The organism is Mesorhizobium sp. M1217 (assembly GCF_040318275.1).
In the GTDB taxonomy this organism is placed as follows: domain Bacteria; phylum Pseudomonadota; class Alphaproteobacteria; order Rhizobiales; family Rhizobiaceae; genus Mesorhizobium.
The window spans coordinates 500,378-523,114 of the sequence record NZ_JAMYMA010000001.1 but is presented as its reverse complement, the minus strand read 5'-3'; the positions used below and the strand labels follow the sequence as shown (position 1 = coordinate 523,114).

Genomic DNA, 22,737 nt, shown 5'->3' with positions numbered 1-22,737 from the left:
CGGCAATGGAAGGGGTGGCGTCGGCCAGTTGCAGGTTGGCGCGGCGCAGCCAATGACGACGGTTGCCCTTCAGCGCAAGCAGGTAATCGCCACCTCTTTGGGTAATGGCCGCAGCCATGCGGGTGTGGCAGTGGAGCGCATCGGCGGTGACCAATCTGCCCGTAAGATCAATGAGTTCGACGACCTTGAGCGCGGCCTCGACTTCGTTCTCACCATCGCTCGGCGAGACTGCCGCCAGGCACAGCCGGGTCTCGGCGGCGAAGGCCGACACCGTCAACGGCGGACTGGCTGCCAAGCCCTTCTCGTAGGCCCGCCGCAAAGCCTTGCCGTCAAGCGACACCACCTCGGGCGTCTCTCGGCTGGCTCGGGCGAAAGCTGCGGCAAAGGCAGCAAAGGCGCGACCGAAGGCCTCCGGGTCGAGCAGGCGCAGCAGCCGCGAGAAGGTGTCGTGGCTGGGGGCTGCGTCATAGTCGATCAGCCGCGACAGCGCCTGCTTGCGCTCCTGCGCGAACAGGGCAAATTCCGTCGCATTGCTGGCGCCGCACAGGCTTGCTGCGATCATCATCACGATCAGGTCGCCAAGCCGGTGCGTGGCGTTGGGCGCGCGTGGATCAGGCACCGCGCCAAAGTAGCTCTCAAGGCAGGAAATGGCAGTCGCTCCTTCGCTCAACTGCCTCTCCAAAGAATCCTTTCTCAGCCTAAACTCAACCCCAAAATCGCCATATGCGATTCCCCTGCCGTTCACGGGGAGAAGGTGTCACAAAGTGACGGATGAGGGGCGGCGCCAACCCGTCGTGGCTCGTGCTGGCTCTCATCTGCCTGCCCGTCCTCCGCAGCAGCTGCGGAGGGTGGACCGGCATCTTTTCCCGTAAACTGGGAGAAGGGCGCTGTCCTCGACGCTGCTTCAGGAGACAATCCAGCACCAATGACCTACGCCGTGTCCGAAATACGATCCGCCGGCAGACCGCGAAAGAAGCGGCTATCCCATGCCGCGATCGAGCCCTGGCTCTATCTCAGCCCGGCTATCGTGCTGCTGGTCGTCGTGCTCCTGGTGCCGCTGGTCATCGGTATCGGCTACTCGTTCCGCAAGTTCTCGGCATTCAAATCCGAATATGTCGGGCTTGGGCAGTATCAGGCGATGCTGTCGGATCCCGTGCTCGCGCAGGCGCTCGTCAACACGCTGTGGTGGACGGCAGCCAGCCTGTTCTTCCAGTTCTTCCTCGGCCTTGGCCTGGCGCTGCTGCTCGACACGCCGTTCCGGGGCAGAAAGATCGTGCAGGCGGTGGTGTTCCTGCCCTGGGCGGTGCCGTCCTTCCTGTCAGGCCTGACCTGGGCCTGGCTGTTCAATCCGATCATCGGGCCGTTGCCCCACTGGCTCTATGCATTGGGGCTGAAAGTCGAGCCGACCAACGTGCTCTCCGATCCCTCGACAGCCATGTGGGGGCCGATCGTCGCCAATGTCTGGTTCGGCATTCCCTTTTTTGCCATCACACTTTTGGCGGCGTTGAAGTCGATACCCTCGGAATTGCATGAGGCGGCGGCGATCGACGGCGCCTCGCCGTGGCAGCGCTTCACCAAGGTGACGCTGCCGTTCCTGGCGCCGACCATCGTCATCACCGTCATGCTGCGCACGATATGGATCGCCACCTTCGCCGACCTGATCTTCGTCATGACCGAAGGCGGGCCTGCCGGTTCGACCGCCACAGTGCCGGTCTATATCTACGTCAGCGCGTTCAAGTCGCTGGACAAGGGCTATGCCTCCGCAGTGGCGGTGCTGCTGCTTGTGCTGCTCATCGTCTATGCGATTGCACTGATCGGCATACGCCGCTCGCTGGTGAGGCACGTCTGATGATTGCAGGACGCTCCGTCTCCTCGCGCGTTCTCGGCGGCATCGGCCTTTACGGCGCCATCGGCGCCTATATGGCCTTCGCGCTGTTCCCGATCTTCTGGACGTTGAAGATCTCGGTCACGCCGGAGCGGCTGCTCTACTCCGAAGGCATCACTTTCTGGCCGTCGCAAACGACGCTGCAGAACTTCGTCACCGTGCTCGAAGCCACCGATTTCCCGCGCTACTTCCTGAACAGCGTTATCGTTTCGGTGTCGACGGCGGCCTTCGTAACGGTCATTGCCACACTGGCCGGCTACGCCATGTCGCGATTTTCCTTCCGCGGCAAGGCGACCCTGGCCATTCTGCTTCTGCTCACCCAGACTTTTCCGCTGGTGATGGTCATTCCGCCGATCTACCGCATCATGGGGCAGATCGGCCTCATCAACAGCTTGACCGGCCTCGTCATCATCTACACCGCCTTCAATACGGCCTTTGCAACCTTCCTGATGCAGTCGTTCTTCGATGGCATTCCGCGAGACCTGGAAGAGGCGGCGATGATCGACGGCTGCACGCGCCTGCAGGCGATGCGCAAGGTGATCGTGCCGCTGACGCTGCCCGGCATGGGCGCGACGCTCGGCTTCGTCTTTACCGCCGCCTGGAGTGAGTTGCTGTTTGCGCTGATGCTGATTTCCAGCGACGACCAGAAGACCTTCGCGGTCGGCCTGCTCACCTATATCGGCAAATTCGCGGTCGACTGGGGGCAGATGATGGCCGCTTCCATCCTGGCGCTGATCCCGGTCTGCATGTTCTTTGCCTTCCTGCAACGCTACCTCGTCACCGGCCTTACCGCTGGTGCCGTCAAGGGATAGATCGATGGCCTCCGTCACTCTCGACAAAGTCCGCAAAGACTATGGAGCCGTGCGCGTCCTGCACGCGGTCGACCTCGAAATCGCCGACGGCGAGTTCGTGGTCCTGGTCGGCCCGTCCGGCTGCGGGAAATCGACCCTGCTGCGCATGATCGCCGGGCTGGAGGAGGTCTCCGACGGCGAAATCCATATTGGCGAGCGCCTGGTCAACGACATCGCGCCAAAGGACCGTGACATTGCCATGGTATTCCAGTCCTACGCGCTCTATCCGCATATGGACGTGTCGAAGAACATGGGCTTCAGCCTGATGCTGAGGAAGGCCGGCAAGCCGGCGATCGATGCAAGGGTGGACGGTGCCGCCAAGCGGCTCGGGCTCGATGCGCTTCTGCAACGCTTGCCGCGGCAATTGTCCGGCGGCCAGCGTCAGCGCGTCGCCATGGGCCGGGCCATCGTGCGCGACCCGAAAGTCTTTCTCTTCGACGAGCCGCTTTCGAACCTCGATGCCAAGCTGCGCGTCCATATGCGCGCCGAGATCAAGGCGCTGCACCAGCAATTGAAGACCACTTCGGTCTATGTCACCCATGACCAGATCGAAGCAATGACAATGGCCGACCGTATCGTCGTCATGCATGACGGCCTCGTCCAGCAAGTCGGTGCGCCGCTCGATCTGTATGACCGACCGGTCAACATGTTCGTCGCCGGGTTCATCGGCTCGCCCGGCATGAATTTCCTGCCTGCCGTGGTTGAAAAGACCGCCAAGTCGGATGCCGTACTGGCCGACGGCCAGAAGCTGCGGCTGCCGGACGGGTTGCCGCTCAGGGATGGCGATGCGATCACCGTCGGCTTACGGCCGGAGCATATCCGGCTTGCCGACAATGGCGCGCTGAAAGGCGAGGTGGGCGTAGTGGAGCCGCTCGGCCTGTCGACTCAATTCTACACCAAGCTTGCCGGCCAGCAGGTGTGCGTCTTCGCCATGGGTCGGGCCAGTGTGAAACCGGGTGAGGCCGTGCGCCTGTCGGCCGACCCGGCGTCGCTGCATCTGTTCGATCCGGCAAGCGGTGATCGCATCGGCTAGTCCTGCATCCCCGAAACGAAAAACGCCGCCCGGAAGGCGGCGTTTCGGTACTGCGAGAGAAAACCGGATTACTTGATCTTGGTTTCCTTGAACTCGACGTGCTTCTTGGCGACCGGGTCGTATTTGCGGAACGACAGCTTGTCCGTCTTGGTGCGGCTGTTCTTGCTGGTCACGTAGAAGAAACCGGTGTCGGCGGTCGACAGAAGCTTGATCTTGATGTTTGCGGCTTTGGCCATGATGTTCGTCCGTTAATGTTCGTGGAGTTTTGGCCGCTGGAGCACGGGGAAACACCCGGACGCGGGAAACTTGCCGCGACACATAAAGAACGCGCCCGGAAAGTCAACCCTTGTCCAGGTTCAAGCGTCTTCCGTGACTGGCAGCGCCTTCTTCCAGTCTCCAGTCGTGTTCCACCAGCGGTTCGGGTTGGCGCGGTCGTCGAGACCCTTGGAGCGGCTGGCAAGCAGCGGCTGAATGCGGATCACCGGCTCCTGATAACTGTGAACCTGGTAAATCGCTTCGACGACGCGAGCGGCGAGCTTCTGGTCGTCGGGCAGTTCGAACGACACCTCGACAGTGCCCGGCCGCCTGCGCAATTCCGTCTCGGCGCCGGCGGCGGCACCTTCAAGCGGCCGGTAGCGTTCGATGCCGTCCGCTGACTGAAAGGCATTGCTGTCATATTTGCCCATTCTGAGCGGCGCGATCGCGACCACCGCCTCCATGATGCGGTCGACATCGGCGGCCGGTGCCTGAAAGGTCACCAGCAGCAGCAATTCCATCCGCAGCGATTTCGTCTCAAAGCCACTGTCGATCATCCGAGGTCTCCCTGCTTATGCACTTTGAGGGAGCATATACGCGAGCGCTCCTGACATGGTGGTGTCAGTAGTTAGTCAGCAGTGGGAGCAATGTCGGCAGCGGGCCCACTCAGAGGATTTTGCGGAGCAGCCTGGTGCCAACCAGCACGATATAGCAGGCGAAGAACAGGCCGAGCGCCCAACCGAAGCCCGACGGCCCGAAAGCATCCATGCCGATGCCGATTGCCTGCGGGCCAAGCACCATGCCGACACCGTAGCAAAGCACGAAGGCGGCGTTGGCGGAGGCCAGTTCGTGGCCGGAAAGCTGGGAACCGAGATGCGCCAGACCGATCGTGTACATGGCGGCGACCACGCCGCCCCAGACGAACAGAAGCGCTGCCATCAAGTGCCAATTCTGCGCGAAGAACGGCATAAAGACGGTGCCGACAAGCCCGACCGTGGCACAGGCCATCAGCAGATAGCGGCGGTCGCTGACGCGGTCGCTGATCATGCCGATCGGGATCTGCAACAGCACGTTGCCGAGCCCGATCATAGTGAGCAAAAGAGCTGCGTCGGCCTCGGAGTAGCCGATGCGGTTGCCGTAGACCGGGAACAGCGCAAAGCCGCCGGTCTCGACCGCACCGAACACCAGCACGGCCGCGGTCGCCGTCGGCACCAGCCAGATATAACGCAGGAAATTGCTGGTTTCGCCGTCGGCGACGATCGTCGGGCTCTCGTTGCGTGCTGCCAGAACCGGTATGGCAGCGAGCGTCACCAAAGCGATGGTGACGCCGAAGGGCAGGAAGCCGCTGCTGCCGAGATGAGCGAACAGCCATGGCCCGGCGGCAAAGCCGAGAGACAGCACGGTGGCATAGATGCCGAGGACCAGTCCGCGCCGGTGTGGCGGCGCCGAGGTGCTGATCCAGAATTCTGAGAGGATGAACAGCACCGTCAGCGCGACGTGCAGCAGGACGCGCAGCGGAAACCACATCCAGAAAGCTGGCGCGAAATGGAAACCGACAAAGGCCAGCGCCCCGGCGACGATCATGGCAAGCATCGTCCAGGCGACCCCGAACCGCATGGCAAGCGGGGTGGCGAGCGGCGCGCCGGCGATCGAGGCGAGGCCGGCGACCGCGGTATTGAGACCGATCATCGACGCCGAATGACCACGCGTTTCCAGGATGACGCTGAGCAGCGGCATGCCGAGGCCGATGGCGATGCCGACGACGCTGATCGAAGAGATCGCCGCGACCATCGGCAGCAAGTGTACGCGTTCCTCGCTCTGCGGCTGGGTATCGACTGTCATGGAATGCCTGGCTGCTCTAGAGAATTTCGCGGACGAAGCGATTGCGGACAAGCCGATAGAACGGCACGGGACCGCCGGGCCTCAGCAGCGGATCCTGGGCGAGCCGCGTTTCCAGCTCCTCCAGGACCGTGCGCGTGATGTCTGGAACGTCGGCTTGACTGGCCTTGGCCAGCGGCAGCCAAACGACGTCTTCCAACTCGTTGGTCGGACCGCCACCCGGCAGTTCCACGGCGACGTCGTCGCGCCATGCGGCGAGAAAGCGCGTATCGAAGCGGCGCACCCGGTTGGGCGGCGTGATGGCGCGTGCGACGAAGCGCAGCGCTTGCAGTGATGGAATAACACTGTGTTCGACAAAGCCCTGCCAGTCGCGCTTGGCGGTCGCGAAGGCGCCTTTTTGGCCAATCAGCAGCCCGGCCTCCTCATAGGTTTCGCGGATCGCCGACAAAGCAATGGCACGGGCGCGGGCAGCGCTGGTGCGGCCGATGCCCGCGGTCAATCTCGCTTCTTCGTCAGGGTGCAATGCAGTGGCTACGGGGATACGGCTGTCGGCCGGATCGGTGCGGCCACCGGGAAACACGAATTTTCCAGGCATGAAGGCGTGGCGGGCATGGCGACGGCCCATCAGCACCAGCAACTCACCGTCCTTGCGGTCGAGCAGGATCAGCGTCGCGGCGTCACGGGGGCGTATTGGCTGGCTGTCGAGCGCGATTGCGCTTCGCTCAACCTTGTCGACTTCCGCCTTGGTCATGCCGTCCATGCGCTCGACCTAGCGGAATCTTCTCTCATGCGAAAGTGGGCTTCATCCATAGCCGATTGCGCCAGCGATGGCTTCAAGCCTCGGGATGCGACTCGATCAGGTCTTCTTCGCCACCAAAGCCGTGCATATAAAATGCCCATTGCAGGCCGATGACAGCGCCCTTGACCGGCTGCAGCAGGACGACGGCTAGAATGATGGTCAATGGCACCCAGATTGCGATGTGCTGCCAGGTGGAGAGGGTCGAGGTCGCCTCGACACCCATGAAAGCGCCGAGCACGATGTGGCCGACGATGACCACCACAAGATAGGCCGGCAGATCGTCGGCGCGATGGTGATGGAGCTCGTCGTCGCAATGATCGCATTTGTCGACGGTCTTGACGAAGGCGCGAAACAGCTTTCCCTCGCCGCAATGCGGGCAGCGGCCAAGCATGCCGCGCTTCATTGCCGTCCATAGCGGCCGGGCGGTCCGGCCGGAGTGATGCTCGCCGCCGAAAACCAGTTCTTCCACCTGCAGTTCTTTTGGCATCACCGTCTCCTGCCGCGCGAGCCGGTACGCGATTGCGACGCCCGGGCGCGGCCTTTGGCCTTGTGGAACGACCGTTTGGAGCCGGGCAGCGGCTTTGGTTCGGTCAGCATCTCGAAACGCATCGCGCCGGCCATCGGCGCCACCTCGATCAGGCGAACCTCGACGCGGTCGGCAAGCTGATAGCCCTTGCCGGTGCGTTCTCCGAAAAGCGATCGGGCAGTTTCGTCGTATATATAGTAGTCGCCGCCCAGCGTTGAAACCGGAATGAAGCCATCCGCGCCGTACTGCGGCAATTGGACAAACAGTCCCGATTTGGTGACGCCCGAGATGCGGGCGTCGAAACGGTCGTCGATGCGCTCGGCGAGATAGGCGGCGATCAGCCGGTCGACCGTGTCGCGCTCGGCGGCCATGGCGCGGCGCTCGGTCGCCGAGATCAGCGCCGAGACCTCCTCCAGCCGCTCCGCCTCGTCCTGCGTCAGGCCGCCCGGACCAAGGCCGAGTGCGGCAATCAGCCCACGATGCACAATCAGGTCGGCATATCTGCGGATCGGCGAGGTGAAATGCGCGTAGCGCTTCAGGTTGAGGCCGAAATGGCCGATATTGGCAGGCGAATATTCGGCCTGGCTCTGCGAGCGCAGCACCACTTCGTTGACCAGTCCCTCATTGTCGGCGCCGCGCACGCGAGCGAGGATGCCGTTGAACTGGTTCGGCCGCATCTGCGCACCGCGCGCCAGCGACAGGCCGAGCGTCTGCAGGAATTCGCGCAGCGATTCCTGCTTGGCGAGCGAGGGCGCATCGTGGATGCGGTAGACCAGCGCCTGCCGCTTCGCCTCCAGCGTCTCGGCGGCGGCGACATTGGCCTGGATCATGAACTCTTCGATCAGCTTGTGCGCGTCGAGCCGCTCCGGCACGACGACCTTGTCGACGGTGCCGTCCTGCTTGAGCAGGATCTTGCGCTCCGGCAGATCGAGCTCGAGCGGCTGGCGCGTGTCGCGGCCGCGCTTCAGGATCGCGTAAGCGTCCCATAGCGGCCTCAGCACCGCATCGAGGATCGGGCCAGTCGTGTCGTCCGGTGCGCCGTCGATCGCCGCTTGCGCCTGCTGATACGCGAGTTTCGCCGCCGACTTCATCATGATGCGATGGAAGGAGTGCCTGAGTTTGTGGCCATCAGCCGAGAAAGTCATGCGCACCGCTATCGCCGGACGATCCTGGGCCTCGCGCAGCGAACAGAGGTCGTTCGAGATGCGCTCCGGCAGCATCGGCACGACACGATCGGGGAAATAGACCGAATTGCCGCGCTTCAGCGCTTCGCGGTCGAGCGCCGTGCCATAGCGCACATAGGCGGCGACATCGGCAATGGCGACGGTGACGATCACGCCGCCGGCGTTCGTCTCGTCGGTGTCGGGCATGGCGAACACCGCGTCGTCATGATCCTTGGCGTCGGCCGGATCGATGGTGAGCAGCGGCAGCTCGCGCCAATCCTCGCGGCCGGCAAGCGTCGCCGGCTTGACCGCCTCTGCCTCGGCGATGACGTCGGCGGGCAAAATATGCGGAATGTCGTGCGCGTGGATGGCGATCATCGAGACCGCCTTTTCGCTGGTCAAGGAGCCCAATACCGCCAGCACCTTGGCTCTCGGCAGCCCGTAACGGGAGGCCCGCGCCGGCTCGACCTCGACCAGGTCGCCATTCTTGGCGCCGTTCTGGAATTCCTTGTCGACGACCAGCTCCGGCTGGCGCCTTTCCACCGGCTCGATGCGGAACGTGCCGTCCTTCAGCACACGGAAAACGCCGAGAACCGCATCGGTGCGCTTCTCGAAGATCTTCATCACCCGGCCCGTATAGGCCGGGCCTGCCGGATCGTCGGTTGGAAAGGTCTTGGCCAAAACCCGGTCGCCGATGCCAGGCGTCGGGCCATTGCCGCCGCGCGACACGCGGATCGCTATGACCGGAGGTTCGCCATTGCCGATCGCTTCGGTCGGGTGCGCCAGCAGCACGCCGTCGGCGTCGCGGCTAAAGATGTCGAGCACCGCGACGTGGGGCAGGGCCCCGACGCGGGCAAGCCGCTTGCGCTCCTTGGTCAGCAGGCCTTCGTCCTGCAAATCGCGCAACATGTCCTTCAGCCAGATACGGTCTTCGCCGCGCAGCGCGAACGCCTTGGCGATGTCGCGTTTTCCGGCGCGGTCCGGATTTTCTGCGATGTAACGCAGTATCTCGTCACGCGAAGGCCGGTAATTGTCCCTGACCTTGGCACGGGTATCGGCGGTGCGCAGATCGCCGTGGCTTCTTCCGGAGACTTTGCGCGCCAACCCGTCCTATCCCTTTTTCCTGGCCGCCGGTTTTTTGGCCGCTGCCGCTTTCTTCACAGGCGCGGCCGCTTTGCGGAACGGCTTTCTGCCGCCATTGCCGCCCTTGGCTTCCTTTTCCGCAATCAGCGCCACCGCATCCTCGACCGTCACCGATTGCGGATCCTTGCCCTTCGGCAGCGTCGCGTTGACCTTGCCGAAATTCACATAAGGCCCGTATTTGCCGTCACGCACGACGATCTTGCCGCCGCCGGCAGGATGCTCGCCAAGCTCCTTCAGAGCAGCGGGCGTGCCCCCATTGCGGCCGCCCTTGCCTTTCAATTGCTTCTCGGCGATCACCGAGACGGCGCGATTGAGGCCGATCGAGAACACGTCCTCGATGCTGTCGAGATTGGCGTAGGTGCCGTCATGCAGCACGAACGGCCCGTAGCGCCCCAGCCCGGCCGAAATCATCTTGCCGGATTCCGGATGCTTGCCGACGTCGCGCGGCAGCGACAGCAGGGCGAGCGCCTTTTCGTGATCGATCGAATCGACAGTCCAGCCCTTGGGCAGGCTGGAGCGCTTGGCATCCTTGCCGTCGCCGCGCTGGATATAGGGGCCGAACCGGCCATTGCGCAGCGTGATCTCCTCGGCGGTATAGGGATCCTTGCCGAGCACCTTGGTGCCGTCTTCGCCGCTGCCGTTCTCGCCATTGGGATTGGCTGCGTCGCCGAGCTGGCGGGTGAAGGAGCATTCGGGATAGTTCGAGCAGCCGACGAAGGCGCCGAATTTGCCGAGCTTGAGGGACAGGTTGCCGGTGCCGCATTTCGGACATATGCGGGGGTTGGAGCCATCCTCGCGCGTGGGAAACACCAGCGGCGCCAGTTCCTCGTTCAACGCATCGAGGACGTCGGTGACGCGCAACTCCTTGATGTCGGCGACGGCGCCGGAAAAATCCTTCCAGAAATCGCGCAGCACATCCTTCCAGGCTAGCTTGCCGTCGGAGATTTCGTCGAGTTTCTCCTCGAGCGAAGCGGTGAAGTCGTACTCGACATAACGCTCGAAGAAGCTTTCGAGGAAAGCCGACAATAGCCGGCCCTTGGCCTGCGGCACCAGCTTGCGCTTGTCGATGGTGACGTAATCGCGATCCTCGAGCGTCTTCAGGATCGCCGTATAGGTCGACGGCCGGCCAATGCCCAGTTCTTCCAGCTTCTTGATCAGCGACGCCTCGGAATAGCGCGGCGGAGGCTCAGTGGTGTGCTGGGTGGCGTTGATCGCCTCGCGGGTGAGCTGCTCGCCGGCACGGATCTCGGGCAGGCGGCGGCTTTCCTCGTCTTCCGAATCTTCTTCCTTCTGCTCGATGTAAGCGGCTAGGAAGCCGTCGAAGCGAATGACCGAGCCGACAGCACGAAGCTCGGCGGTACGCGAACCGTTGATCGCCTCAATCTCGACCGTGGTGCGCTCGATCTCGGCCGGCTGCATCTGGCTGGCGATGGCGCGTTTCCAGATCATCTCGTAAAGCCGCGCCTGGTCGGCGTCGAGATACTGCCTGACGGAAGCCGGCGTGCGCATGAAATCGGTCGGACGGATCGCTTCGTGCGCCTCCTGGGCATTCTTGGCCTTGGCGGAATAGACGCGCGGCTTTTCAGGCAGGTATTTAGGGCCGAATTCCTTGGCAATCGCATCGCGTGCGGCAGAGATCGCCTCCGGCGCCATCTGCACGCCGTCGGTTCGCATATAGGTGATCAGGCCGGTGGTCTCGCCGCCGATCTCCATGCCCTCATAAAGCCGCTGCGCCACCTGCATGGTGCGGTTGGCCGAAAAGCCGAGACCCGATGAGGCTGCCTGCTGCAGCGTCGAGGTGGTGAAGGGCGGGCCGGGATTGCGCCTGGTCGGCTTGGCTTCGACCGACACTGCCTTGAAGCTGGCGCCTTCGAGCATCGCTTTGATGTCGTCGGCCTGCGCCTTGTTGGAAATGTCGAGCTTTTGCAGCTTCTTGCGCTCGAAGGCGGTCAGCCGCGCCTCGAAATTTTCCTTGCGCGGCGTGCCGAGGATGGCGGCGACCTGCCAGTATTCCTCGCGAATGAAGCGCTCGATCTCGGATTCGCGGTCGCAGACCAGACGCAGTGCCACCGACTGGACGCGGCCGGCCGAGCGGGCGCCGGGCAGCTTGCGCCACAGCACCGGCGACAGCGTGAAGCCGACCAGATAGTCGAGCGCGCGGCGGGCGAGATAGGCATCGACCAGCGGCGCATCGATCTGGCGCGGATTGGCCATCGCCTCCAGCACCGACGCCTTGGTGATGGCATTGAAGACGACGCGGCTGACCGGCTTGTCCTTCAACGCGCGCTTCTGTTTCAGCACTTCCAGGACATGCCAGGAGATCGCTTCGCCCTCACGGTCCGGATCGGTGGCGAGGATCAGCCCGTCGGCGTCCTTGACTGCCTTGGCGATATCGGCGAGACGCTTTCCAGACGCGGGGTCGACGGCCCAGGACATGGCAAAGTCCTCATCCGGGCGCACCGAGCCATCCTTGGCCGGTAGATCGCGGACATGGCCGAACGAGGCCAGAACCTTGTAGTTCTTGCCCAGGTACTTGTTAATTGTCTTCGCCTTGGCCGGCGATTCGACGACGACGACGTCCATACGGTCTCATATCAGTTGTGATGCGGCAGAAGAATTCCGCTGCGCGCGACGAAATCTCATTCAATGTGTCGCTCAAATGGCCGCGCTTTTGCATCCGGTCAAGGCCAAGCAGTCAAAATGCGGCCCTGCACCGAATGCGCAACCCAACGGCGCGCCTTGCGATTTCCGCAATCCTGGACAAGGGAAATGGGCAGCCTATCGCTGGACAAACCCGGCAATTGATCCTGGAGAACGGGACAAACTCTCCCGCGGATATAAGAGAAACATCGAGCACGCGCCAGCCCTGCTTGAACAGACGCTGTGAACTGCGCAATATGCAGCCCGGCATTTGCTCAGACAGTCGCACGGAATTGCTGTGCTGAAAAGCTGGCCGCCGGGGTGGTTGGGTCAACGTCCCGGCGACCAGCCGTATTACCGCCTGTTACAGCGGATCAGAGGCTCAAGGCTCAGTCGGCTTTGGCGATATGCCAGACGCCGCCGACGCCCTCGCCGGTGACATCGCCGGCCTTCTTGTCCTTGATGAACGTGTAGAGCGGCTTGCCTTCATAGGCCCACATCCTGGTGCCGTCGGTGCGGTCGACGATCGTCCATTCGCCCTCGGCCTTGGCGTTGGCGTCAGCTTTCAGTGGCGGCCAATTGGCGGCGCATTTGTCGTAGCAATTCGACTTGCCGGCCTCGTCCTTGTCATAGGTGTAGAGCGTCATGCCGCCGGCGTCGGTGTAGATCTTGGTGCCGCCGACTTCTGCTTCCTTCCACGCCTCGGCGGCGTAGGACACGACGGTGCCGAGCAAAAGCGCGGCCATGCCGATTGCGATCGTTTTCATGGACTTCTCCTTGGATGATTCGAAAAAGCGCGCGGAACAACGCGCTTCGTTTGATCAACGCTGCCTGGCGGCCCTTTCTTCCCGGGCTGTTTTCCATAGATCCAGGCGAGGGCGACGACTTGCTGGGGCCACGCGATGGTGATTGGCGGATGGCCGTTGTCGCGGCTATATGGCTGCGCAGTCATCGGGAGACGGAAATGGCATTGGACGTCGGCTATGTCAGCGCGATCGGGGCGGGAGCGATTTCGTTCCTGTCACCTTGCGTGCTGCCGTTGGTACCGCCCTATCTGTGCTACATGGCCGGCGTGTCGGTCGACGATTTCCGCGGCGAAGCCGGCATTGCGGCAAAGGCTGGCGCGCGAGGCGCGCTGGTTAATTCCTCCATCGCCTTCGTGCTCGGCTTCTCGACCGTCTTCGTCGCGCTGGGCGCCGGCGCCTCCACTATCGGCCATCTGCTACGGGTCTGGCAGGAGCCGCTGGCAATGGCGGCCGGAGTGCTGATCATCCTGATGGGGCTGAATTTCCTCGGCGTATTGCGCATCCCTTTGCTTTCACGCGAGGCGCGCTTCCAGTCGCAAGGCAAGCCGGCCAGCCTGATCGCCGCTTACGTCATGGGCTTGGCCTTTGCCTTTGGCTGGACGCCCTGCATCGGCCCGGTGCTGGGGCCGATCCTGACGCTTGCCGGCGGCCGCGAGACGGTGGGCGAGGGCGCGCTGCTGCTTGCCGCCTACTCGCTCGGCCTCGGCATACCGTTCCTGGTCGCGGCGCTGTTTTCCGGCGCCTTCATGCGCTTTCTCGGGAAATTCCGCGTCCATCTCGGCCGCGTCGAAAAAGCCATCGGCGCGCTGCTGGTCGTGGCCGGCGTGTTTTTCCTGACCGGCGGCGTGCAGGCGGCGTCCTATTGGTTGCTCGAGAATTTTCCGGTGCTGGGGCAATTGGGATAGGTTTGCCGCCCGGCCGAGGCGCGAGGCCGTAACTGCGGCACAAGGTACCACAGCTACGTGGTCCGTTCAGCCTCCGAAATAGCTTGGCTGGTCGATATCGACGATGAGCCCGGGTCCGCTCGGCGCCCAGCCCAGCAGCGCGCGGGTTCGCTCGCTTGAAGTCGGGACATCCATCGCCGCGAACATCGTGAACCAGCCAAAATGATCGCCGGCCTCTTCGGCGGACTTGGCGACGACCGGCACGTTCAGGCGCCGGCCGATCACGCCGGCGATGTCCTTGAACGGCACGCCTTCTTCGGCGATCGCGTGATAGCGCCCGCCACCGGCGCCATGCTCGAGCGCAAGCCGGTAGATGCGGGCGGCATCGAACCGATGCACGGCGGGCCAGCGATTGAGCCCTTCGCCGACATAGGCCGACACGCCCTTCTTGCGAGCAAGGTCGATGAGGATCGGAACAAAGGCGTGGTCGCCCTGGCCATGGACCGACGGCGGAAGGCAGACAACCGACGCGCACACCCCGCGTGCCGCCAGCGCGGCGGCTGTCGCTTCGGAGGCGCGGGGATACGAAGCGGAAGCGGGGACAGGCGCATCTTCCTCCGTCGCGATACGGCCCCGCGCCTGGAGCGCGGTTCCGGAGGTGACGAGCAGGGGGCGCTCGGAGCCTTTGAGTGCACCGCCCATCGCCTCGATGGCGCGCCGGTCCATTTCGCAGTTTTGCGCGAACTTCGAAAAGTCATGGTTGAACCCGGTGTGGATCACCGCATCGGCGGCTGCCGCACCCCTGCGCAGGTTCTCCAGGTCTTCGAGGTCGCCTCGATGCACCTCGGCCCCAGTCGCGGCAAGCGACTTGGCCGACGCCTCCGAGCGGGCGAGGCCGAGCACCCGATGGCCGACGCCGATGAGTTCTTGAACGACGGCAGAACCGACGAATCCGGTCGCTCCGGTAACGAAAACACGCATCACGACTTCTCCTTGTTCATTTCTGACCACGACCATGTTCGCGGCCCGGTGACGTCGTGATAGGCGCTTGAGAAAATACGATCTATGCGGTAAAGTCCGTATTATCTTCGCAATCGTCCGGAATGACCCATGGATCCCCTTTCAGATGTGCTCTCGCTGCTGAAGCCGCGAAACTATATGTCGGCCGGCTTCGATGCAGGTGGTGAATGGTCGATCCAGTTCCCCGACCAGCAGCAAAGCATCAAGACGGGAGCGGTGGTCTCGGGCCGGTGCTGGCTTTCGCTGGAGGGCGTTGCCGACGCAGTGCACCTTGAGACGGGGGACTGTTTCCTGCTGCCGAGCGGACGGCCTTTCCGCCTTGCAAGCGACATGGGCCTGGCGCCTGTTGAAGCCGTCAAGATTTTTCCGCCAGCGCGAGCCGGCGGTGTCGTGACCCACAATGGCGGCGGTGATTTCTTTCTGGTCAGCAGCCGCTTCGCGCTTGGCGGCAATCATGCCGGCATCCTGTTGCGGATGCTGCCAGCCATTGTGCATATCCGCAAAGAGTCGGACCAGTCTGCGCTGCGCTGGTCGGTGGAGCGGATGATGCAGGAGCTGCGCGAGCCACAACCGGGCGGCTTTCTGGTGATCCGGCACCTCGCCCACATGATGCTGGTTCAGGCGCTGCGGCTGCATCTTTCGGAAGGATTGAAAGGTGGCATCGGCTGGCTCTTTGCCCTGGCGGACAAACAGATGGGCGCGGCGATCAGCGCCATGCATGACGATCCGGCGCATGGCTGGACGTTACAGGAGCTGGCGGAACGGGCCGGCATGTCGCGATCGACCTTTGCGCTTAGATTCAAGGAGACGGTCGGCGCATCGCCCATGGACTATTTGACGCGCTGGCGAATGCTGCTGGCCGGCGACCGGCTGACGAATTCCAGCGATCCCGTCGCCGTCATCGCGCTGTCGCTCGGTTACGAATCCGAAAGCGCCTTCAGCACAGCCTTCAAGCGGGTCATGAACTGTTCGCCACGGCAATACGGTCGTGGCCGAGCCCCCGGCTTCGCATCACGCAACGAGGCGGAAGCCGCCTGAGCCGATCGGCTTGAGCGTCTCGCGGGTTGGAGGTTCCACCGTCTCACCGGAATTTAACCGCATTGGTGCAGCATGGCGCCGGTGCTACTAACGCTTCGATTCCAGACTCCTTTCAACGGTTGCTGTCCCCATGAGCCAGAGATCCTGCCTGTCCATCATCCTCGCTGCCGGTGAAGGCACGCGCATGAAGAGTGCGGTGCCGAAAGTGCTGCACACAATCGCCGGCCTGCCGATGGTTGCCCACGTCGTCAAGGCGGCTGAAGCCGCCGGCAGCGGTGATCTGGCGCTGGTGATCGGCCATGGCGCCGACGAGATGCGCAAGGCGGCACTCAAGTTCGCGCCGAAGGTCGAGACTTTTGTTCAGGAAAAGCGCCTCGGCACCGCGCACGCCGTGCTTGCCGCGCGGGCAGCGATATCAAGGGGTTATGATGACATCCTGGTGATGTTTGGCGACACGCCGTTAATCGATCCGGAAGCACTGGCGGCGGCGCGGCTGAAGCTGGCCGAAGGTGCGGCTGTCGTCGTGGTCGGCTTCCGTACGGAAAATCCTTCGGGCTACGGCCGGCTTATCGAAAAGGCCGGCAAGCTCGTCGCCATCCGCGAGGAGAAGGACTGTTCGGACGAGGAGAAGAAAATCACCTTCTGCAATGGCGGGCTGATGGCGGTCGCCGGCAGGCATGCGCTGAAGCTGCTCGATCAAGTCGGCAGCAAGAACGCCAAGGGCGAGTATTATCTCACCGACATCGTCGAGATCGCCGCTGCGCAAGGACTTGATGTCGTCGCCATCGAAGCCAGTTTCGAAAATGCGCTCGGCATCAACAACCGCGCCGAGCTTGCCCAGGCGGAAGGCATCTGGCAGGCGCGCCGGCGGCATGAAGCGATGCTTTCCGGCGTGACGCTGATTGCGCCAGAAACCGTGTTCTTCTCGCACGACACCGATATCGGGGCCGATACGATCATCGAGCCCAATGTCTGGTTCGGGCCGGGCGTGAAAATCGCCACGGGCGCCAAGATCCATGCCTTCAGCCATATCGAAGGCGCAACCATCGCGTCGAATTGCGATGTCGGGCCGTTCGCGCGGCTGCGGCCCGGGGCCGATCTGAGAAACAAAGCCAAGGTCGGCAATTTCTGCGAGGTAAAGCAAGCGATCGTCGAGGAGGGCGCCAAGGTCAACCACCTGACCTATATCGGCGATGCCCGCATCGGCGCAGGCGCCAATATCGGCGCCGGCACCATCACCTGCAATTATGACGGTTATTCGAAATTCTTCACCGATATCGGCGAGGGCGCCTTCATCGGCTCGAATTCCTCGCTGGTGGCGCCGGTGTCGATCGGCAAGGGCGGCTACATCGCCTCGGGCAGCGTCATCACCGAAAGCGTGCCCGACGATGCACTGGCCTTCGGCCGTGCCCGCCAGCGGACTCTGCCCGGCAAGGGCAAGGAGTTGCGCGAACGGTTCGCTTCGGCCGCGGCTGCCCACAAAAAAGGATAGCCTAACGGAACTCAGCGACAAGCTGGATTTCCCCAACGATTGCATCGTTGAAGGCGGACAGGTCTTCGGCCGGGATCCAGTATTCCAGATGCGCCCGGCTGCCGGCATGCTGGACGCTGTAACGGTCCAGAAAGCTGCGGCGCACCTCGAAACGGGTCACGAAACCTGATCCGCTCGCGGGCACATTCCAGTCTCGGGCGATCTGGGTGGCATAGGCCTCGCTCGTTACCGGATAGAAGATCGGCTGATCGGCAAGTCGAGGAGGAAAGGCGCGCATCCCTGAACTCTGGATCAACTCCAGTTCGCGTGGCCCAACCGGACGCCAAAGTGTCACCGTGTCAATTCGTTCGTTCATGGCCGCATCATGTCTTTGACTGATTTCAGGAGCCTTTGAGGCGAGATAGGATATATGAGCGGAGAAACTGAGCAATTGCAGTAACCGGATTGCAAGAGCGCTCTGTGATGGTGCATCTGTGCAGGATAGTCCGGCTGATACCGGACGAAATGGAATGTGATTTTTCGCGGTAGCCAGGCAGTCTCTAAATAGTGCCGGGTTTGAAGTCAGAGTCGGGGGAAGCGCCATGTGCGGTATCGTTGGAATAGTCGGTAACTCGCCGGTCGCGCCGCTTATCGTCGATGCGCTGAAAAGGCTCGAATATCGCGGCTATGATTCGGCCGGCGTCGCGACCATCGATCATGGCCATCTCGCCCGTCGCCGTGCCGAAGGCAAGCTGATCAATCTCGAGCGCCGGCTGAAGGACGAACCGCTCGGTGGCACGATCGGCATCGGCCACACGCGCTGGGCAACGCATGGCGTGCCGAACGAGACCAATGCGCATCCGCATTTTTCCGACGGGCTCGCCATCGTCCATAACGGCATTATCGAGAATTTCGCCGAATTGCGCGATGAGTTGATCCGCGACGGCTATACGTTTTCCTCGCAGACCGACACCGAGGTCGTCGCCCATCTGGTGGCGCGCGAACTGGCCAGGGGCCTGAAGCCGGTCGAGGCCGCGCATCAGGCGCTGAAGCGGCTGGAAGGCGCCTTTGCGCTGGCCATCATGTTTAAGGGCGACGAGGATCTGATCGTCGGCGCCCGCAATGGCCCGCCGCTGGCCGTCGGACATGGCGATGGCGAGATGTTCCTGGGCTCCGACGCCATCGCGCTTGCCCCGTTCACCAACTCGATCACCTATCTGGAAGACGGCGACTGGGCGGTAGTGCGCCGCAACGACGTTGCCATCTTCGACATGGACGGCAACAAGGTCGACCGCAAACGCCAGCAGTCGCTCAGCACGAGCTTCATGGTCGACAAGGGCAACCGGCGCCATTTCATGGAAAAGGAAATCCACGAACAGCCGGAAGTGATCTCGCACACGCTGGCACATTATGTGGATTTCGTCGGTGGCGTCTCGAAGCCGCTCGACCTGCCATTCGATTTCGCCAAGATCGACCGGCTGGCGATTTCGGCCTGTGGCACCGCTTATCTCGCCGGGTTGATCAGCAAATACTGGTTCGAGCGCTATGCGCGGCTGCCGGTCGACATCGATGTCGCCTCGGAGTTCCGCTACCGCGAGATGCCGCTGTCGAAGACCGATGCCGCCTTCTTTATCTCGCAATCGGGCGAGACGGCGGACACACTGGCGTCGCTGCGCTACTGCCGCAAGGCCGGCATGAAGATCGGTGTTGTGGTCAATGTGCGCGAATCGACCATGGCGCGCGAATCCGACGTCATCCTGCCGACACTGGCCGGCCCGGAGATCGGCGTCGCCTCGACCAAGGCGTTCACCTGCCAGCTCTCCGTGCTGGCTTCGCTGGCGGTGCGAGCTGGTATGGCGCGTGGAACCATTTCGCCCGAGCAGGAGAAGACACTGGTGCGCGCGCTATCCGAAGCGCCGCGTTACGCCAACCAGGTGCTGAAGCTCGATGGGCAGATCGAAAAGATCGCTCGCGACCTCTCGCACTACAAGAATGTACTTTACCTCGGCCGCGACACCAATTTTCCGCTGGCCATGGAAGGCGCGCTGAAGCTCAAGGAAATTTCCTATATCCACGCCGAAGGCTATGCCGCCGGCGAGCTGAAGCACGGGCCGATCGCACTGATCGATGAGAACATGCCTGTCATCGTCATCGCCCCGCACGACCGCATCTTCGAAAAGACGGTGTCGAACATGCAAGAGGTGGCGGCGCGCGGCGGCAAGATCATCCTGATCACCGACAGCAAGGGCGCTGCACACGCTACGGTGAAGACGATGGAGACGATCGTTTTGCCGGACGTGCCGGAAATCATCTCGCCGATCATCTACGCGCTGCCGATCCAGATGCTCGCCTATTTCACCGCAGTGTTCATGGGCACGGACGTCGACCAGCCTCGCAACCTGGCGAAATCGGTAACGGTGGAATAGGTCTCGTTTAAAAACTTCGCAATTCCAAAGCGCCTTCGGGTTCAGTAGTGTCGCGTTGCAAACACACGCTGCGGTGAACCATGTCGGATGCTCTCAAGACCTCAGGCATGACCCGGCTGAGAAACTATTTCCTGACCGGCTTCGTCGTTTGCGCGCCATTGGCGATCACCGCCTACATTGCCTGGTCGCTTATCGGCTGGGTCGATTCCTGGGTGAAACCCTACATCCCGGTACGCTACAATCCGGACACCTACCTGCCGTTTCCAGTGCCGGGTTTTGGGCTGATCGTTGCCCTGATCCTCATCACCTTTATCGGTTTCCTGACAGCCAATATCGTCGGTCGCGCCATCGTCAACTTCGGCGAGCGCCTGCTTGGCCGCATGCCGCTGGTGCGCGGCATCTACGGCTCGCTGAAGCAGATTTTCGAGACCGTGCTGTCGAACAAGGGCGACATGTTCCGCCAGGTCGGGTTGGTCGAATATCCGCGCAAGGGGGTCTGGTCGCTGGTCTTCGTCGCCAGCGAGAAGGAAACCGAGATCAACCAGAAGCTCGACCAGCAAGGCGATCCGCTGATTGCGGTGTTCATGCCGTGTACGCCTAACCCGACTACGGGCTTTCTGATGTATGTACCGAAATCCGACATCGTGCTGCTCGACATGACGATCGAGGACGGAGCCAAGCTGATCGTTTCGGCCGGCCTGGTGGCGCCGGCGGTCAAAATGGTGACGGTGAACGGCGAGCAGATCCACGGCGCGCTCGCCAATCCGCCGCTCAACGCGATGCCTCAGCCGGCGCGCAGGAGCCGCACGGCCTCGTCGCGGCCGAATAGATAGAGCAGCAGGCGCAGCGCCGTGCCGCGTTCGGACTGCAGTTCCGGATCACGCGACAGGATCAGCCGCGCATCGTCGCGGGCGGCCTCGAGCAGGTCGGCATGCGCCTCGATGCGCGCCACCTGGAAGCCCGGCGTGCCGGATTGGCGGGTGCCGAGCAACTCGCCTTCGCCGCGCAGCTTCAGATCCTCTTCGGCGATGCGGAAGCCGTCCTCGGTCTCGCGCATCACCGACAGCCGGCGTTTGGCCGTCTCGCCAATCGGGTCCTTGTAGAGCAGCACGCAGGACGACGGCTTGTCGCCGCGCCCGACCCGGCCGCGCAATTGGTGCAACTGGGCAAGGCCAAAACGCTCGGCATGCTCGATGACCATGATTGTTGCGTCAGGCACATCGACGCCGACCTCGATCACCGTGGTGGCGATCAGGATGCGCGTTTCACCCTGCTTGAAGGCGCGCATCGCCTCGTCCTTGTCGGCGCCCTTCATGCGGCCATGCACCAGGCCAATCCGATCACCGAACAGCGGCTTCAGCGAGGCAAAACGGTCCTCGGCCGACATCAGCTTGATCTCCTCGGATTCCTCAACCAGCGGACAGATCCAGTAGATTTTCTGGCCATCGGCGACAGCGTCGAGCATGCGGCCGATCAGCTCGTCGAGCCGTTCAAGCGGCAAGGTGACGGTGCGGATCGGCTGGCGGCCGGCCGGCTTTTCCGTCAGCTTCGACACGTCCATGTCGCCGAAGGCAGTCAGCACCAGCGTCCGCGGTATCGGCGTTGCCGTCATCACCAGCATGTCGGGCGCATCGCCCTTGGCAGTGATGGCAAGGCGCTGGTGGACGCCGAAACGGTGCTGCTCGTCGACGACGGCGAACACGAGGTCATGGAACGTCACCGTTTGCTGGAACAGCGCATGGGTGCCGACGACGATGTCGATGTCGCCATTGGCCAGCCCGGTCAGCGTGTCGGCGCGCTCGCGGCCGTTTTCGCGGCCGGTGAGGATGGCGACGCGCAAGCCGGACCGTTCCGCCAACGGCGCAATCGTTGCCAGATGCTGGCGCGCCAGGATTTCGGTCGGCGCCATCAATGCCGCCTGGCCGCCGGCCTCGACGGCACGCGCCATGGCAAGCAGCGCGACCACCGTCTTGCCGGAGCCGACATCGCCCTGCAAAAGGCGCAGCATGCGTTCGGGGTCGCCGAGATCGGCGTTGATTTCGGCAAGCGCCATTTCCTGCGACATGGTCAGCGAATAAGGGAGTGCCGCGCGCAATTGTTCGACTATGCAGCCGTCGCCAACGAGTGGCCGGCCCGATAATCGGCGGACCTTGGCCCGGACCAGCGCCAGCGATACCTGGCCGGCCAAGAACTCGTCATAGGCAAGGCGCCGCCACGCCGCGCCGTCGACGGAGACGTCGATCGGGTCGGCAGGATTGTGGACCCGGGTGAGCGCATCGCCGAAAGCAGGAAAGGCGTGGCGGCGCCGGAACTCGCCGTCCTGCCATTCGGGCAGCACCGGCAGGCGGGCCAGCGCTTGGCCAATCGCCCGGCGCAGCACCTTGCCCGAGAGCCCGGCGGTCAGCGGATAGACCGGCTCGACCAATGGGAGGTTTTCTGCGTCGCCGGCAAGTGCGATATGGTCGGGATGAACCATGGTCGGGCGGCCGTTGAACCATTCCATGCGGCCCGAGACGACGACATGCTCGCCTACGGGCATCGCTTTTTCGAGATAGGCGGCATGGGCATGGAAGAAGGTCAGCGCGATCTCGCCAGTGTCGTCATGGGCGTAGACCCGGTAGGGTACCGACCTGTTGCCACGCGGCGGCGGCTGGTGGCGGTCGATGCGCACATCGAGCGTGACGATTGCGCCCTCGGCCGAACCGGCGATGCCCGGCCGGTTGCGGCGATCGATGACAGTATGCGGCAGCACGAACAAGAGGTCGCCGGCGCGCGCTGCCCGGTCGCCGAGATCCGCCGCCACGACTTTCTCGATCAATACGCCAACCTTCGACCCGACGCCGGCAAGCGAGGTGATCGGGACAAACAGCGGATCGAGGAGGGAGGGACGCATGATGTCAGCTTATGTTGCGCCGGCCGGAGCGCAAGGCTGACACCGCCTTCTATCCACGCTATATG

At 63.1% G+C, this 22,737-nt stretch carries 21 protein-coding genes; 9 read left to right on the top strand and 12 right to left on the bottom strand.

Translation table 11 applies throughout. The features are described 5' to 3' along the window. A partial coding sequence (locus NKH37_RS02630; protein ID WP_353004172.1) for an ISAs1 family transposase occupies positions 1 to 670 on the bottom strand: 670 nt, incomplete at its 3' end. A gap of 255 nt (positions 671 to 925) precedes the next feature. Here NKH37_RS02630 and NKH37_RS02625 point away from each other — a divergent pair. The 3 genes from NKH37_RS02625 to NKH37_RS02615 are packed head-to-tail and all read left to right on the top strand — an operon-like array spanning position 926 to position 3,769. Continuing rightward, a complete protein-coding gene (locus NKH37_RS02625) occupies positions 926 to 1,849 on the top strand; it encodes a carbohydrate ABC transporter permease (protein WP_353040777.1) in 924 nt (307 codons plus the stop codon). After that, entirely contained in the window at positions 1,849 to 2,697 is an 849-nt protein-coding gene (locus NKH37_RS02620) for a carbohydrate ABC transporter permease (protein WP_023720109.1), read from the top strand. Before NKH37_RS02625 ends, NKH37_RS02620 begins: the two co-directional genes overlap by 1 nt. Positions 2,698 to 2,701: 4 nt before the next feature. Then, the gene (locus NKH37_RS02615) at positions 2,702 to 3,769 is read left to right on the top strand and encodes an ABC transporter ATP-binding protein (protein WP_352587004.1); all 1,068 of its coding nucleotides are present in this window, start codon (positions 2,702 to 2,704) and stop codon (positions 3,767 to 3,769) included. A 68-nt stretch (positions 3,770 to 3,837) separates the two neighbouring features. On the opposite strand, the gene rpmG is transcribed toward NKH37_RS02615, so the two are convergent. The 7 genes from rpmG to topA form a co-directional block, all read right to left on the bottom strand. Then, positions 3,838 to 4,005 (bottom strand): 50S ribosomal protein L33, encoded by a 168-nt coding sequence (rpmG, locus tag NKH37_RS02610; protein ID WP_006201775.1) that lies wholly within the window; start codon positions 4,003 to 4,005, stop codon positions 3,838 to 3,840. Positions 4,006 to 4,125: 120 nt separating this feature from the next. Next, on the bottom strand, positions 4,126 to 4,581 hold the full coding sequence (locus NKH37_RS02605) for a YqfO family protein (protein WP_023720107.1): 456 nt from the start codon (positions 4,579 to 4,581) through the stop codon (positions 4,126 to 4,128). A 109-nt stretch (positions 4,582 to 4,690) separates the two neighbouring features. Then, on the bottom strand, positions 4,691 to 5,866 hold the full coding sequence (locus NKH37_RS02600) for an MFS transporter (RefSeq protein WP_353004174.1): 1,176 nt from the start codon (positions 5,864 to 5,866) through the stop codon (positions 4,691 to 4,693). A 16-nt stretch (positions 5,867 to 5,882) separates the two neighbouring features. Beyond that, positions 5,883 to 6,623, bottom strand: a complete 741-nt coding sequence (locus NKH37_RS02595; RefSeq protein WP_023720105.1) for an NUDIX hydrolase — start codon at positions 6,621 to 6,623, stop codon at positions 5,883 to 5,885. Between the two features lie 73 nt (positions 6,624 to 6,696). Then, entirely contained in the window at positions 6,697 to 7,149 is a 453-nt protein-coding gene (locus tag NKH37_RS02590) for a DUF983 domain-containing protein (protein WP_031194322.1), read from the bottom strand. Further along, positions 7,149 to 9,455: a ribonuclease R gene (gene rnr / locus NKH37_RS02585; protein WP_023720103.1), complete on the bottom strand. Its 2,307-nt coding sequence runs from the start codon at positions 9,453 to 9,455 to the stop codon at positions 7,149 to 7,151. Before rnr ends, NKH37_RS02590 begins: the two co-directional genes overlap by 1 nt. 6 nt (positions 9,456 to 9,461) lie before the next feature. Further along, positions 9,462 to 12,077: a type I DNA topoisomerase gene (gene topA, locus NKH37_RS02580; RefSeq protein ID WP_353004175.1), complete on the bottom strand. Its 2,616-nt coding sequence runs from the start codon at positions 12,075 to 12,077 to the stop codon at positions 9,462 to 9,464. 76 nt (positions 12,078 to 12,153) lie between these two features. Between topA and NKH37_RS02575 the strand changes: the two genes are divergently transcribed. Next, on the top strand, positions 12,154 to 12,381 hold the full coding sequence (locus tag NKH37_RS02575) for a hypothetical protein (RefSeq protein ID WP_023720101.1): 228 nt from the start codon (positions 12,154 to 12,156) through the stop codon (positions 12,379 to 12,381). Positions 12,382 to 12,523: 142 nt separating this feature from the next. Here NKH37_RS02575 and NKH37_RS02570 read toward each other — a convergent pair whose 3' ends face one another. Further along, entirely contained in the window at positions 12,524 to 12,901 is a 378-nt protein-coding gene (locus NKH37_RS02570; RefSeq protein ID WP_352482202.1) for a COG4315 family predicted lipoprotein, read from the bottom strand. 197 nt (positions 12,902 to 13,098) lie between these two features. Here NKH37_RS02570 and NKH37_RS02565 point away from each other — a divergent pair, with 197 nt between their 5' ends. Next, entirely contained in the window at positions 13,099 to 13,845 is a 747-nt protein-coding gene (locus tag NKH37_RS02565) for a cytochrome c biogenesis CcdA family protein (RefSeq protein ID WP_023720100.1), read from the top strand. A gap of 66 nt (positions 13,846 to 13,911) precedes the next feature. Here NKH37_RS02565 and NKH37_RS02560 read toward each other — a convergent pair whose 3' ends face one another. Next, a complete protein-coding gene (locus NKH37_RS02560) occupies positions 13,912 to 14,805 on the bottom strand; it encodes an SDR family oxidoreductase (protein WP_353040775.1) in 894 nt (297 codons plus the stop codon). A 129-nt stretch (positions 14,806 to 14,934) separates the two neighbouring features. Here NKH37_RS02560 and NKH37_RS02555 point away from each other — a divergent pair, with 129 nt between their 5' ends. Next, positions 14,935 to 15,882, top strand: coding sequence for an AraC family transcriptional regulator (locus NKH37_RS02555; protein ID WP_352547356.1), 948 nt, complete (start codon positions 14,935 to 14,937; stop codon positions 15,880 to 15,882). 130 nt (positions 15,883 to 16,012) lie between these two features. After that, positions 16,013 to 17,374: a bifunctional UDP-N-acetylglucosamine diphosphorylase/glucosamine-1-phosphate N-acetyltransferase GlmU gene (gene glmU / locus NKH37_RS02550; RefSeq protein WP_352482206.1), complete on the top strand. Its 1,362-nt coding sequence runs from the start codon at positions 16,013 to 16,015 to the stop codon at positions 17,372 to 17,374. A gap of 1 nt (position 17,375) precedes the next feature. Here glmU and NKH37_RS02545 read toward each other — a convergent pair whose 3' ends face one another. Further along, positions 17,376 to 17,729 (bottom strand): hypothetical protein, encoded by a 354-nt coding sequence (locus NKH37_RS02545; RefSeq protein WP_031194321.1) that lies wholly within the window; start codon positions 17,727 to 17,729, stop codon positions 17,376 to 17,378. A gap of 226 nt (positions 17,730 to 17,955) precedes the next feature. Between NKH37_RS02545 and glmS the strand changes: the two genes are divergently transcribed. Beyond that, the gene (gene glmS / locus NKH37_RS02540; RefSeq protein ID WP_023720095.1) at positions 17,956 to 19,779 is read left to right on the top strand and encodes a glutamine--fructose-6-phosphate transaminase (isomerizing); all 1,824 of its coding nucleotides are present in this window, start codon (positions 17,956 to 17,958) and stop codon (positions 19,777 to 19,779) included. Between the two features lie 80 nt (positions 19,780 to 19,859). After that, entirely contained in the window at positions 19,860 to 20,612 is a 753-nt protein-coding gene (locus tag NKH37_RS02535) for a DUF502 domain-containing protein (protein ID WP_353004178.1), read from the top strand. On the opposite strand, the gene recG is transcribed toward NKH37_RS02535, so the two are convergent. Beyond that, positions 20,564 to 22,672: an ATP-dependent DNA helicase RecG gene (gene recG, locus NKH37_RS02530; protein WP_353004180.1), complete on the bottom strand. Its 2,109-nt coding sequence runs from the start codon at positions 22,670 to 22,672 to the stop codon at positions 20,564 to 20,566. The genes NKH37_RS02535 and recG overlap by 49 nt on opposite strands. Between the last annotated feature and the right edge of the window lie 65 nt (positions 22,673 to 22,737).

Excerpts from the sequence above, each read along its gene's own strand:
- NKH37_RS02625 (WP_353040777.1), top strand. The coding sequence starts at position 926 with ATGACCTACGCCGTGTCCGAAATACGATCCGCCGGCAGACCGCGAAAG.
- NKH37_RS02620 (WP_023720109.1), top strand. The coding sequence starts at position 1,849 with ATGATTGCAGGACGCTCCGTCTCCTCGCGCGTTCTCGGCGGCATCGGC.
- NKH37_RS02615 (WP_352587004.1), top strand. The coding sequence starts at position 2,702 with ATGGCCTCCGTCACTCTCGACAAAGTCCGCAAAGACTATGGAGCCGTG.
- rpmG (WP_006201775.1), bottom strand. The coding sequence starts at position 4,005 with ATGGCCAAAGCCGCAAACATCAAGATCAAGCTTCTGTCGACCGCCGAC.
- NKH37_RS02605 (WP_023720107.1), bottom strand. The coding sequence starts at position 4,581 with ATGATCGACAGTGGCTTTGAGACGAAATCGCTGCGGATGGAATTGCTG.
- NKH37_RS02600 (WP_353004174.1), bottom strand. The coding sequence starts at position 5,866 with ATGACAGTCGATACCCAGCCGCAGAGCGAGGAACGCGTACACTTGCTG.
- NKH37_RS02595 (WP_023720105.1), bottom strand. The coding sequence starts at position 6,623 with ATGGACGGCATGACCAAGGCGGAAGTCGACAAGGTTGAGCGAAGCGCA.
- NKH37_RS02590 (WP_031194322.1), bottom strand. The coding sequence starts at position 7,149 with ATGCCAAAAGAACTGCAGGTGGAAGAACTGGTTTTCGGCGGCGAGCAT.
- topA (WP_353004175.1), bottom strand. The coding sequence starts at position 12,077 with ATGGACGTCGTCGTCGTCGAATCGCCGGCCAAGGCGAAGACAATTAAC.
- NKH37_RS02575 (WP_023720101.1), top strand. The coding sequence starts at position 12,154 with ATGGCCGCGCTTTTGCATCCGGTCAAGGCCAAGCAGTCAAAATGCGGC.
- NKH37_RS02570 (WP_352482202.1), bottom strand. The coding sequence starts at position 12,901 with ATGAAAACGATCGCAATCGGCATGGCCGCGCTTTTGCTCGGCACCGTC.
- NKH37_RS02565 (WP_023720100.1), top strand. The coding sequence starts at position 13,099 with ATGGCATTGGACGTCGGCTATGTCAGCGCGATCGGGGCGGGAGCGATT.
- NKH37_RS02560 (WP_353040775.1), bottom strand. The coding sequence starts at position 14,805 with ATGCGTGTTTTCGTTACCGGAGCGACCGGATTCGTCGGTTCTGCCGTC.
- NKH37_RS02555 (WP_352547356.1), top strand. The coding sequence starts at position 14,935 with ATGGATCCCCTTTCAGATGTGCTCTCGCTGCTGAAGCCGCGAAACTAT.
- glmU (WP_352482206.1), top strand. The coding sequence starts at position 16,013 with ATGAGCCAGAGATCCTGCCTGTCCATCATCCTCGCTGCCGGTGAAGGC.
- NKH37_RS02545 (WP_031194321.1), bottom strand. The coding sequence starts at position 17,729 with ATGAACGAACGAATTGACACGGTGACACTTTGGCGTCCGGTTGGGCCA.
- glmS (WP_023720095.1), top strand. The coding sequence starts at position 17,956 with ATGTGCGGTATCGTTGGAATAGTCGGTAACTCGCCGGTCGCGCCGCTT.
- NKH37_RS02535 (WP_353004178.1), top strand. The coding sequence starts at position 19,860 with ATGTCGGATGCTCTCAAGACCTCAGGCATGACCCGGCTGAGAAACTAT.
- recG (WP_353004180.1), bottom strand. The coding sequence starts at position 22,672 with ATGCGTCCCTCCCTCCTCGATCCGCTGTTTGTCCCGATCACCTCGCTT.